The 12,598-nt window shown below is 32.7% G+C and carries 9 protein-coding genes and 2 rRNA genes (1 of these 11 running past the window's edge); 8 read left to right on the top strand and 3 right to left on the bottom strand.

Features of this window, described 5'->3' with window-relative positions:
* Both AB0T67_RS02405 and rrf read left to right on the top strand, forming a co-directional pair.
* Positions 1–1,874, top strand: a 23S ribosomal RNA gene (locus AB0T67_RS02405); it begins 1,002 nt to the left of the window's first position.
* 105 nt (positions 1,875–1,979) lie between these two features.
* Positions 1,980–2,088: ribosomal RNA gene (gene rrf / locus AB0T67_RS02400) — 5S ribosomal RNA — on the top strand.
* A 638-nt stretch (positions 2,089–2,726) separates the two neighbouring features.
* Here the strand turns inward: rrf and AB0T67_RS02395 are convergent.
* On the bottom strand, positions 2,727–3,032 hold the full coding sequence (locus AB0T67_RS02395) for a DUF6787 family protein (protein WP_369218991.1): 306 nt from the start codon (positions 3,030–3,032) through the stop codon (positions 2,727–2,729).
* A 70-nt stretch (positions 3,033–3,102) separates the two neighbouring features.
* Entirely contained in the window at positions 3,103–3,750 is a 648-nt protein-coding gene (locus AB0T67_RS02390) for a DUF937 domain-containing protein (RefSeq protein WP_369218990.1), read from the bottom strand.
* Between the two features lie 123 nt (positions 3,751–3,873).
* Between AB0T67_RS02390 and AB0T67_RS02385 the strand changes: the two genes are divergently transcribed.
* Positions 3,874–5,199: a dicarboxylate/amino acid:cation symporter gene (locus AB0T67_RS02385; protein ID WP_369218989.1), complete on the top strand. Its 1,326-nt coding sequence runs from the start codon at positions 3,874–3,876 to the stop codon at positions 5,197–5,199.
* Between the two features lie 77 nt (positions 5,200–5,276).
* Here AB0T67_RS02385 and AB0T67_RS02380 read toward each other — a convergent pair whose 3' ends face one another.
* Complete coding sequence (locus AB0T67_RS02380) at positions 5,277–5,789, bottom strand: DUF7935 family protein (RefSeq protein WP_271231965.1); 513 nt, start codon at positions 5,787–5,789, stop codon at positions 5,277–5,279.
* A 198-nt stretch (positions 5,790–5,987) separates the two neighbouring features.
* Here AB0T67_RS02380 and AB0T67_RS02375 point away from each other — a divergent pair, with 198 nt between their 5' ends.
* The 5 genes from AB0T67_RS02375 to dnaJ all read left to right on the top strand — a co-directional run bounded on the left by AB0T67_RS02375 (position 5,988) and on the right by dnaJ (position 12,266).
* Positions 5,988–8,318, top strand: a complete 2,331-nt coding sequence (locus AB0T67_RS02375) for an ATP-dependent helicase (protein ID WP_369218988.1) — start codon at positions 5,988–5,990, stop codon at positions 8,316–8,318.
* Between the two features lie 49 nt (positions 8,319–8,367).
* Positions 8,368–9,024, top strand: a complete 657-nt coding sequence (locus AB0T67_RS02370) for a DUF4290 domain-containing protein (RefSeq protein WP_271231967.1) — start codon at positions 8,368–8,370, stop codon at positions 9,022–9,024.
* Between the two features lie 3 nt (positions 9,025–9,027).
* Positions 9,028–10,341: a UDP-N-acetylglucosamine 1-carboxyvinyltransferase gene (murA, locus tag AB0T67_RS02365; RefSeq protein ID WP_369218987.1), complete on the top strand. Its 1,314-nt coding sequence runs from the start codon at positions 9,028–9,030 to the stop codon at positions 10,339–10,341.
* 102 nt (positions 10,342–10,443) lie between these two features.
* A complete protein-coding gene (locus AB0T67_RS02360; RefSeq protein ID WP_271231969.1) occupies positions 10,444–11,022 on the top strand; it encodes a nucleotide exchange factor GrpE in 579 nt (192 codons plus the stop codon).
* Positions 11,023–11,129: 107 nt separating this feature from the next.
* Positions 11,130–12,266 (top strand): molecular chaperone DnaJ, encoded by a 1,137-nt coding sequence (dnaJ, locus tag AB0T67_RS02355; RefSeq protein WP_369218986.1) that lies wholly within the window; start codon positions 11,130–11,132, stop codon positions 12,264–12,266.
* Positions 12,267–12,598 lie beyond the last annotated feature (332 nt).

The raw sequence follows: 12,598 nt of genomic DNA, 5'->3' as shown, positions 1-12,598 counted from the left end.
GGGAAAGAACCCAGACCATCAGCTAAGGTCCCCAAATATATGTTAAGTTGAACTAACGAGGTGAAACTGCTTAGACAGCTAGGATGTTGGCTTGGAAGCAGCCATTCATTTAAAGAGTGCGTAACAGCTCACTAGTCGAGCGGTTTTGCATGGATAATAATCGGGCATAAACATATTACCGAAGCTATGGATTTATACTTTGTATAAGTGGTAGGGGAGCATTCTATTTGCGCCGAAGGTGTTCTGTAAGGGATGCTGGAGCGGATAGAAAAGAAAATGTAGGCATAAGTAACGATAAAGGGGGCGAGAAACCCCCTCACCGAAAGACTAAGGTTTCCTCAGCGATGCTAATCAGCTGAGGGTTAGTCGGGTCCTAAGGCGAATCCGAAGGGAGTAGTCGATGGATAACAGGTTAATATTCCTGTACTTCTTATAATTGCGATGGGGTGACGGAGTAATGAAAGCACCGCGAACTGACGGAATAGTTCGTTGAAACATGTAGCTATTAGAACTGTAGGCAAATCCGCAGATCTAGGTGAAATGTGATAGTACAACAAATCTTCGGATGCGTTGATAGTGTGCCTAAAGGCTTCCAAGAAAAACCTCTAAGCTTCAGATTATGAGAACCCGTACCGTAAACCGACACAGGTAGTTGGGATGAGAATTCTAAGGTGCTCGAGTGATTCATGGCTAAGGAACTAGGCAAAATCGACCCGTAACTTCGGGAGAAGGGTCGCCCATCTTCGGATGGGCCGCAGTGAAAAGGTCCAGGCGACTGTTTATCAAAAACACAGGGCTTTGCTAAATTGAAAGATGATGTATAAGGCCTGACACCTGCCCGGTGCTGGAAGGTTAAGTGGAGTTGTTAGCTTCGGCGAAGCAATAAAATGAAGCCCCAGTAAACGGCGGCCGTAACTATAACGGTCCTAAGGTAGCGAAATTCCTTGTCGGGTAAGTTCCGACCTGCACGAATGGTGCAACGATCTGGACACTGTCTCAGCCATGAGCTCGGTGAAATTGTAGTATCGGTGAAGATGCCGATTACCCGCAGCGGGACGAAAAGACCCCGTGAACCTTTACTATAGCTTCGTATTGGTTTTGGATAAGTAATGTGTAGGATAGGTGGGAGACTATGAAGCGGCGTCGCTAGGCGTTGTGGAGTTACCCTTGAAATACCACCCTTTGCTTATCTAGAATCTAACTCAGCAATGAGAACAGTGCGTGGTGGGTAGTTTGACTGGGGTGGTCGCCTCCAAAAGAGTAACGGAGGCTTCTAAAGGTTCCCTCAGCACGTTTGGTAACCGTGCGTAGAGTGCAATGGCATAAGGGAGCTTGACTGAGAGACATACAGGTCGATCAGGTACGAAAGTAGAGCATAGTGATCCGGTGGTTCCGCATGGAAGGGCCATCGCTCAAAGGATAAAAGGTACTCCGGGGATAACAGGCTGATCTCCCCCAAGAGCTCACATCGACGGGGGGGTTTGGCACCTCGATGTCGGCTCGTCACATCCTGGGGCTGGAGAAGGTCCCAAGGGTTGGGCTGTTCGCCCATTAAAGTGGCACGCGAGCTGGGTTCAGAACGTCGTGAGACAGTTCGGTCTCTATCTGCTGTGGGCGTTAGAAATTTGAGTGGATTTGACTTTAGTACGAGAGGACCGAGTTGAACTAACCTCTGGTGTATCTGTTGTTCCGCCAGGAGCATTGCAGAGTAGCTACGTTGGGAAGGGATAAGCGCTGAAAGCATATAAGCGCGAAACCCACCACAAGATGAGATTTCTTTAAAGGGTCGTGGAAGATTACCACGTTGATAGGATACAGGTGTAAAGGCAGTAATGTCATAGCCGAGTATTACTAATAACCCATAGGCTTATGTAGAAGTCTTGCGCTCGAAAGGGCGCAAGCACCAACTCTTTTGATTATTTACGATATAATTTTTACCAATATGTTAACTTATACAGTTGAAATATACTGAAACATTTTAAGGTGATTATCGCAATGGGGCTCACCTCTTTCCATCCCGAACAGAGAAGTTAAGCCCATTTGCGCCGATGGTACTGCCAATGGTGGGAGAGTAGGTCGTTGCCTTTCTTTTAAAACCTCAATCTTTTTAGATTGAGGTTTTTTTTGCTTAAAACTGCTTAAAAAAAACTGCTTAAAACTTAACTAAATAAAAAAAATCCTCACCACAAATTTTAATTAATTTAAAAGGCTGTTATTATTTATTTTATATTAAAAAATTTACTACTATTCTAAGTAGTCAGATTTAGACTATTTTGATTTTATTATTAAGTGAATTAATAGTAGTAAAAATTTATTTTATCCCCTAGTTTAGGGGTAATAGATAGGATAATTAAGTTCGTTTCTTTAAAAAATTAAATAAATGGTTTTGACAGAATAAAAAGGTATAAACATAAAACAACGTCGCATTTTTTCTGATAAACTCATAAAAACGAGTTTATTTTAGTTTTAGATGTAATGGTTATGGTTGCCAATGTTCACAATAGTAAAGCCATTTTATTATTGATAAAAAATAATTAAAATACGACCTAAGTTCTGTGTGAGAAAATAATTATTATTGCCTATTATGGGATGGGTCTGGGTCTATATGTGAAATTATTAAGAACAGTAGTTTGGCTATGTCATTCAGATATTTATTATTGAATAAAATTTAAATAGGCTCTAAAAAATTTATTTTATATCCTTTAAAATTATTTATAATCTTAAGTTTAATCTTTGAAAAGAAAACCTAAACCTAAACGGCTTAAAAATTTCCTTTCAAAAGCCCAGAAGAATTTAAACTGCCCAAAAAACCATCCTACTAAAGGTAATGTTGTTTGATAAATAGGAAAAATAAGTAAAATACGTAAAGGCCAATAAATCCATGGTGAAGTCGTATCAGGAGATAGCCCTAAAAAAGCAGTAATAGGCTTTGCAACCCAAGAGGCAAATGAACCATTAATAGAAAATACGATTATAACCGCAATTACATCCCAATTAGTTTTTAAACCCCAACGTTGTTTTAATTTTTTCATGAATGCAAAAGTAATTAAAAGAAAAAGGGTAAACAAATGTTTACCCTTTTTGATATATAAAAATTGTAAATTATTTTTTACCAAAAATACCTCCTAATAATCCTCCAAGTATTCCTCCTCCAGAACTTTGAGAGTTATCACCACCTAAAAGCATACCAGCAACATCATCTACAATACTACCATCCCCATCGGCGTCTAAAATTTGTTCTAAAAAATTTTGTTCTTTATCCGAAGAATTACCACCAAGTAAACCTGATAACATACCTCCTAAATCATTTGAATTATCAATATTATTTTGACGAGATTGTTTTCCTAAAAGTCCCATTAATAAAGGAGCTGCTGTTTTTAAAATACTAGCTACAGCATTAGAATCCATTCCTGATTTTTGACCTATAACTTGTTCTACACCTTGTTGTTTATTTCCTAAAACATGTTTTAAGATATTTCCACCATCTTGTAAAACATCAGCATTTACGCCACCGTCAAATAATCCACCTAAATTATCTAAAATACCACCATCATGTTTATTTAAAGCACCCATTAAACCTTGAGCACCTTCTGGTGTAGAAGAGTTACGTTGCATTGCTTTCATTAATACAGGTAAAGCCATTGTTAAAACATTATTTGTTTTGTTAGTATCTTGTCCTGTTGATCCTGCTACTCCTGATATAATTGATTTACCTAAGTCGCTGTTTAATAAGTCTAAAATTCCTGCCATTTTTTTATTTTTAATAAGATTAGTAATACGTTATCAATAATTAAGACACAAGTTACGAATTAAACGTCACATTTTTTTAATTTTTTATTTTACCTTACAGCTTTTAAAAAAATAAATCAATAAATGAAAAAACTAGCTTTACATTGGCAGATATTAATAGGAATGATTATAGGTATCTTATTTGGAATAGGAATGACATTTATAGAAGGAGGTGTTTCTTTTGTAAGTAATTGGATAAAACCACTAGGTACAATTTTTGTCAAACTATTAAAATTAATAGCAGTACCATTAATTATAGCTTCTTTGATAAAAGGAATATCTGACTTAAAAGATATATCTAAATTTAAAAATATTGGATTACGTACTATGGTTATTTATATTGGTACTACAGTTGTAGCTATTACTATAGGTTTAGCATTGGTTAATATAGTACAACCTGGAAATGGAATATCAGAAGAAACTATTACCAGATTAACAGAAACATACGCAAATAGCGGAGGAGTGCAAGCTAAAATAGCCGAAGCTAGTAAACAAAAATCAAGTGGACCTCTACAGTTTTTAGTTGATATGGTTCCTGATAATGCTATAAAAGCAATGGGAAGTAACAAATCAATGTTACAGGTAATTTTCTTTACTATTTTCTTAGGAATATCAATGTTATTAATAGGAGAAAAAAAATCGAAACCATTAAAAAACTTTTTTGACTCATTAAATGAAGCTGTCTTAAAAATGGTTGATTTAATTATGTTATCAGCACCTTATGCTGTATTTGCATTATTAGCAACAGTAGTTGTATCATCTAAAGATCCTGATTTGTTATTTGCATTATTGAAATATGCTTTTACAGTAATTGGAGGATTATTAATTATGGTTGCCTTTTATATGGTTTTAATAAGTGTCTTTACAAAAAAGAATCCAATTTGGTTTTTAAAACAAATAAGTCCTGCTCAATTATTAGCATTTTCTACGAGTTCAAGTGCCGCAACTTTACCTGTAACAATGGAACGTGTTGAAGAACATGTAGGAGTTGATAAAGAAGTTTCTAGTTTTGTATTGCCAGTAGGAGCAACCATTAATATGGATGGAACAAGTTTATATCAAGCTGTAGCCGCTGTATTTATAGCACAAGCATTAAGTTTTGATTTATCTTTTGGAGATCAATTAACAATTATATTAACAGCATTATTAGCATCAATAGGTTCGGCAGCAGTACCAGGAGCTGGTATGGTGATGTTAGTAATTGTATTAGAATCGGTAGGTTTTCCTGCGGATAAATTAGCTATCGGATTAGCTCTAATTTTTGCTGTTGATAGACCTTTAGATATGTGTAGAACTGTTATTAATGTAACAGGTGATGCAACAGTTGCTACTTTAGTTGCTAAATCGGTAGGTAAACTAGGAGAAGCAAATCCTCAAAACTGGGATGATAATTACGAGGAAGTAAAATAAAAATATTATTTATAGAAGATAAAAAACATCAATGAAAAGCTCATTGATGTTTTTTTTTGATATCGTTTATAAGGTAATTAAATCAACTTTTTTACTTCTTGCTTTAAATATGCAATTGAAGTTTGTGTTGGGTTTTCATTTTGAGAATAATAAATTAAAACACTTTCTCGTAAATCTTTTGCTGTTTCCGAAGTTTCAACTGTTTTTCGAAGTTTCGAAATTATAGTTAATTTTGCTGCTACAGTTGCTTTCCAACTATCTTCGGATACATATAATTGTTGTACCATATTATGCTCATACTCTTGTTCAATATTAGCAATTAATAATTGTAAGTAACTATTGGTATCATTTCCGATAGGAGGTACTCTAACTAATAACTTTGTAGGATTTATACGTTCACAGAATAATAGTAAACGTTCATAAGCTTGAAGTTTTATAGGTAAACTTTCTCGTTTTTTGTCAACTAAGGCATTAAATTTTATTACATCATCGTCTTTTTTCATAAAAGCTCCTAATATAAAATAAGCGACTCCGCCCGTTACCATGGCGGGTAATGCATATGCTAATCCTTCAATAATTTTATCTTCCATAATGCGAATATACAAGTCCTATTAAAATTGCCACTCCAAATTTTAAATTAATTTTTTATCAATCTAAAAAATAATATTAATTTTTAGAACTTTTTCAAGGCACTTAAAAATTTTGAATAAAAAAATAAGCGACATTCTTTATATAACCTAAAAGAATGGTTAAATTTCCAAATTCAAAATTCTTACAAACTTTTTCTATTGAATACTTATTTAGAGCAACTTAACGAACCACAAAGAGCAGCCGTTTTACAAAAAGATGGCCCAATGATAATTATAGCAGGAGCAGGATCTGGTAAAACACGAGTTTTAACTTATCGTATTGCTCATTTAATGGAACAAGGAATTGATTCTTTTAATATTTTATCGCTAACATTTACAAACAAAGCAGCACGTGAAATGAAAGAACGTATTGGCGGAGTTGTTGGAACTAGTGAGGCTAAAAATTTATGGATGGGAACTTTTCATTCTGTTTTTTCTCGAATTTTAAGATCGGAATCAGACCGTTTAGGGTATCCTTCTAATTTTACAATTTATGATACGCAAGATTCTGTTCGTTTAATATCAAGTATTATTAAAGAAATGCAACTTGATAAAGAACAGTATAAACCAAAACAAATTTTAAGTAGAATTTCATCTTTTAAAAATAGTTTAATAACTGTTCGTGCTTATTCTTTGAATCCAGAATTACAAGAAGCCGATTTAAAAGCTAGAAGACCTAGAGTAGGTGATATTTATAAAGCTTATGTTGATAGATGCTTCAAAGCTGGAGCAATGGATTTTGATGATTTGTTGTTAAGAACAAATGAATTATTAACCCGTTTTCCTGAGGTGTTAGCTAAATATCAAAATCGTTTTAAATATATTATGGTTGATGAGTATCAAGATACAAATCACTCACAATATTTAATTGTTAAAGCTTTGGCTGATCGTTTTCAGAATATTTGTGTAGTTGGTGACGATTCGCAAAGTATTTATAGTTTCCGTGGAGCTAACATCAATAATATTTTAAATTTTCAAAAAGATTATCCTGATGTTAAAACCTTTAAACTAGAACAAAATTATCGATCAACAAATAATATTGTAGAAGCTGCAAATAGTGTTATCGATAAAAATAAAACAAAGTTAGATAAGGAAGTTTGGACTGCAAATGATGCAGGTGAAAGCATTAAAATAATGCGTACTATTTCTGATGGTGAAGAAGGTCGTTTTGTTGCACAATCTATTTTAGAGAATAAAGAAGAGCATCAATTAACAAATGATTCGTTTGCTATTTTATACAGAACCAATGCGCAATCAAGAGCAATGGAAGATGCTTTGCGTAAAAAAGATATCAAATATAAAATTTACGGAGGAATCTCTTTTTATCAACGAAAAGAAATAAAAGATTTATTATCATATTTACGTATTTTAATAAATCCGAATGATGAAGAAGCATTAAAGCGAATTATTAATTATCCAGCAAGAGGAATTGGAGCTACTACTATGGATAAATTAGCAATAGCTGCTGATCATTATAATAAATCAATCTTTGATATTTTGGTAAATATAAATACCATCGATTTAAAAATAAATGCAGGAACTAAAAATAAATTAGCTAATTTTACAAGAATGATTCAGCGTTTTCAAATAGAAGCGCAAAAAATGAATGCTTTTGAAATTGCTGATTTAGTCGTAAAACGAATTGAACTAGTTCAAGATTTACAAAAAGACGGTACACAAGAAGGTGTAAATAAAGTTGAAAATATTCAGGAATTATTAAATGGTATAAAAGATTTTATTACAGATAAAATTGAAACAGGAGATGATGCATCGTTACCTATATTTTTAGAAGATGTGGCATTGGCAACAGATTTTGATAGTGAAACTGATGATACACCGATGGTTTCATTAATGACAATTCATTTATCAAAAGGATTAGAATATCCGTATGTATATATTGTAGGTTTAGAAGAAGGTTTGTTTCCTTCGGGAATGAGTATGAATACTCGTAGTGAACTAGAAGAAGAACGTCGTTTGTTTTATGTTGCATTAACTAGAGCTGAAAAAGTTGCTTATTTAACATATGCAAAAACTCGTTATCGTTGGGGAAAATTAACAGATGGAGATCCTAGTCGTTTTTTAGAAGAAATCGCCCCTGAATTTGTAGAGTATTTATCACCTAAAATTTCAGGAAGACTAGAAAATCGATTTATGGATGATGATTTGTTTGATACAAATGATTTTTCTAGAAAAATAAGATTTGAAAAACCAATACAAAAACAACGAAAAGAATTTATATCTAAAAAAGAAAAGCCTAATTTAATACCTTCAAAAAGTAAACTGAAAATAAAGCCTCAATTAAATATACCAATCAATTTATTTTCAGGAGAAATTAATATTGGTAATTTTGTAGAGCATAACCGTTTTGGAACTGGTGAAGTAATTGCATTAGAAGGGAAAGGACCTAACAGAAAAGCCGAGATTAAATTTGGTACTGTAGGTAAAAAGAAATTATTATTACAATTTGCAAAACTAAAGGTAATCGGATAACGTATTTGTTCGTAATAATTACCTATTTTGCATACATAAATATAGAGAAATGACGTTTGATTTAGAATACAATTCAGAAAGAGATCACTTAATAATTCCAGAATATGGAAGACATATACAAAAATTAATAAATCATTGCATCGCTTTAGAAACTAAAGAAGAGCGTAATGTAATGGCAAAAGCAATTGTAGATGTAATGGGAAATTTACAACCTCATTTACGTGATGTTCCTGATTTTAAACACAAACTTTGGGATCAGTTACATATTATTGCTGATTTTAAATTAGATGCTGATTCTCCTTATGAAATTCCTTCTAAAGAAGAATTAACAGAGAAGCCTCAAAAAATGGATTACCCAAAATCGGCTTCAAGATATCGTTATTATGGAAATAATATCCAAACAATGATTAACATCGCCTTAACTTGGGAAGAAGGTGAAAAAAGAGAAGCTTTGGTATTTACCATTGCTAATCATATGAAAAAATGTTACTTAAATTGGAATAAAGATACCGTTGATGATGCTGTTATTTTTAAGCATTTATATGATTTATCTGATAAAAAGATAGATTTAAGAGAGTCGAAAGAAGTATTATCAGAAAGTAAAAATTTACTAAGAAAACGTAGTAGTCAAGGACAATCAACAAGTAAAAATTCTTCAAAGACAAAATCAAATTATACTACTAATAATAAATATAGAAAAAAATAAAAAATGGCATCATTTAAAATAGAAGGAGGTCACAAACTTAATGGCGTAATTACACCTCAAGGAGCAAAAAATGAAGCACTACAAATTATATGTGCAGTTTTATTAACTCCTGATAAAGTAACAATTAATAATATTCCTGATATTATTGATGTAAATAAACTGATTTTTATTTTAGGTGAATTAGGTGTTAAAGTTGAAAAACTAGGAGCAAATTCTTATAGTTTTCAAGCTGATAATATCAATTTAAAATATTTAGAATCAGCAAAATTTAAAAAAGATGGAAGCTCTTTAAGAGGTTCTATAATGATTGTAGGTCCTTTATTAGCTCGTTTTGGAAAAGGATATATTCCTCGTCCAGGAGGTGATAAAATAGGTCGACGTCGTTTAGATACTCATTTTGAGGGTTTTATTAATTTAGGTGCGAAATTTAGATATAATAAAGAAGAATACTTTTACGGTGTAGAAGCCGAAAATGGTTTAGTAGGAACTGATATGTTATTAGATGAAGCATCGGTAACAGGAACAGCAAATATTGTAATGGCAGCTGTTTTAGCAAAAGGAACTACGACTATATATAATGCCGCTTGTGAACCTTATATTCAGCAATTATCTAAAATGTTGAATTCAATGGGAGCAAAAATATCAGGAGTAGGCTCTAATTTATTAACTATTGAAGGAGTAAAATCTTTAGGCGGTTGTGAACACAGAGTATTACCTGACATGATTGAAATTGGTAGTTGGATTGGTGTTGCAGCAATGACACGTTCAGAATTAACAATTAAAGATGTTAGTTGGAAAAATTTAGGACAAATACCTAATGTATTTAGAAAACTAGGAATTCAGCTAGAAAAAAGAGGTGATGATATTTTTATCCCAGCACAAGATAGTTACGAGATTCAAAATTATATTGATGGTTCAATCTTAACAGTAGCGGATGCTCCTTGGCCTGGTTTTACTCCAGATTTGCTAAGTATTGTTTTAGTATTAGCAACTCAAGCAAAAGGAACTGTATTGATTCATCAAAAAATGTTTGAAAGTCGTTTGTTTTTTGTCGATAAATTAATTGATATGGGAGCTAAAGTTATTTTATGTGATCCACACAGAGCAACAGTTATAGGACATGATTTTAAATCAATGTTAAAAGCTACTAAAATGACTTCGCCAGATATTCGTGCAGGAATTTCATTATTGATTGCAGCTTTATCAGCAAAAGGAACGAGTATTATTAATAATATTGAGCAAATTGATAGAGGATACGAAAATATTGAAGCTCGTTTAAAATCTATTGGAGCTAAAATAGAAAGAATAGAAGATTAATAAAAAATTAAAATAATTAAAATCGTGTCAACATGGCACGATTTTTTTATTGGCAATATTATTGATAAAAGTATGCTGAAGAAACTAAAGAAACTATTTACAATGAGTAAAGATCAATATACAAAAGAAGACGAGTTAAAAGACGCAATTGATAAAACAGTAGTAGAAGAAAATATAGAAGAAACAGAAGGTTCTTCTAAAGAAAAAGATGCTGAAGAAGCACAGAAAATATCTTTAGAACCTACAACAGAAGATTTATTAGAAGCTGAAAAAAATAAATATTTACGTTTATTTGCTGAGTTTGAAAATTATAAAAAACGTACTTCTAAAGAACGTGTAGAGCTTTTCAAAACAGCAGGGCAACAAGTTATGACAGCTTTACTGCCAATTTTGGATGATTTAGAACGTGCTTTAGTACATGTTGAAGATGATAAAGAAGGGTTTAGTAAAGGAGTAGTATTAATTCAACAAAAATTAGTAGCTACTTTAGAGCAAAAAGGTTTAACAGCAGTAGCTGTAAAAGCAGGTGATGATTTTGATGCAGATGTACACCAAGCTATTACACAAATTCCTGCACCTTCAGATGACTTAAAAGGTAAAGTTATTGACTGTGTAGAAAAAGGGTATAAGTTAGGAGATAAAATTATCCGTCACCCAAAAGTGGTAGTAGGACAAGCATAAACAATAAGTCATTACAAAGAATTTCAAAGCAATAGCTTTGCAAATGCGAAGTACTATTTTTTCAAAAAAATACTTCATTATATTGACAATGACAGAATAGCATAAAAATGGCAAAACAAGATTATTACGAAATATTAGGTATTTCAAGATCAGCATCACAACCTGAGATAAAAAAAGGATATCGTAAAATGGCAATTAAATATCACCCAGATAAAAATCCGGATGATAAAACTGCTGAAGAGAAATTCAAATCATGTGCAGAAGCATATGAAATTCTTAGTGATGATAATAAAAAAGCACGTTATGACCAATATGGTCATGCAGCGTTCGACGGTCCACAAGGTGGTGGCGGCGGCGGTTTTGGCGGCGGTGGAATGAATATGGATGACATATTCAATCAATTCGGTGATATTTTTGGCGGCGGAGGCGGTGGCTTCGGCGGTTTTGGCGGTGGCGGAGGTCAGCGACAAGCTAGAGTGAAAGGATCTAATATGCGTATTCGTGTAAAACTTACTTTAGAAGAAATTGCTACAGGAGTAGAAAAGAAAGTAAAAGTTCGTAGAAAAGTTCAAGCAGAAGGTGTTACTTATAAAACATGTACAACTTGTAATGGTAGCGGACAACAAATGCGTGTTACAAATACCATTTTAGGTAGAATGCAACAGGCAGTTACTTGTGGTACGTGTCAAGGAGCTGGTGAAATATTAAACAGTAAACCTAGTGGAGCAGATGCACAAGGTTTAATTGTTAAAGAAGAAACAGTTTCTATTAATATTCCTGAAGGAGTTTCTGAAGGAGTACAATTAAAAGTTGGAGGAAAAGGAAATGAAGCACCTGGTAAAAATTCTATTCCAGGAGATTTATTAGTCGTTATCGAAGAAGTTCCTCATGAAAATTTAAAAAGAGAAGGAAGTAATATTCACCACGATTTATATATTAATTTTTCTGAGGCTGTTTTAGGTGTTTCTAAAGAAGTAGAAACAGTTACAGGAAAAGTAAAAATAAAAATTGAAGCTGGAACACAATCTGGTAAAATTTTAAGATTAAAAGGAAAAGGGTTACCAAGTATAGAACGTTATGGTATTGGTGATTTCTTAATTCATATTAATGTTTGGACTCCACAAGAGTTAACCAAAGAACAACGTAAGTTTTTTGAACAAATGCAAGGTGATGACAATTTTAGTCCAAACCCTCAAAAATCTGATAAATCATTTTTTGAGAAAGTAAAAGATATGTTTTCATAATAAACATAAATATTCAGTCATTTTTTTCTGATAATACTTTAAAACCCACTCATTTTTGAGTGGGTTTTTTATTTTACAAATCTTCTTATCTTAAATTTCATTTAAACATGTTTTATAACTGAAAAATAGAATCCGTCAAACTGAATTTAGTTCAGTTTCGCATCCTGATTTCCCGTAAATCTTCGCTTTATGTGATGCTCAAATAAATTTAGAATGACGGTTAATGTTAAAAAAAACACTTTAGTTAAAATTTAAACAGGCTCTAGCACAATTTTTTATTTTTGAATTAGTAGCAATTTCCCGCTTTCCGCACTCGCTTTTTTTATTTTTTC

This window comes from Tenacibaculum salmonis (assembly GCF_041053065.1).
Classification (GTDB): Bacteria; Bacteroidota; Bacteroidia; order Flavobacteriales; family Flavobacteriaceae; genus Polaribacter; species Polaribacter pacificus_A.
Note: the sequence above shows the minus strand (reverse complement) of the source record. Positions and strands in the feature narration are given on the sequence as shown.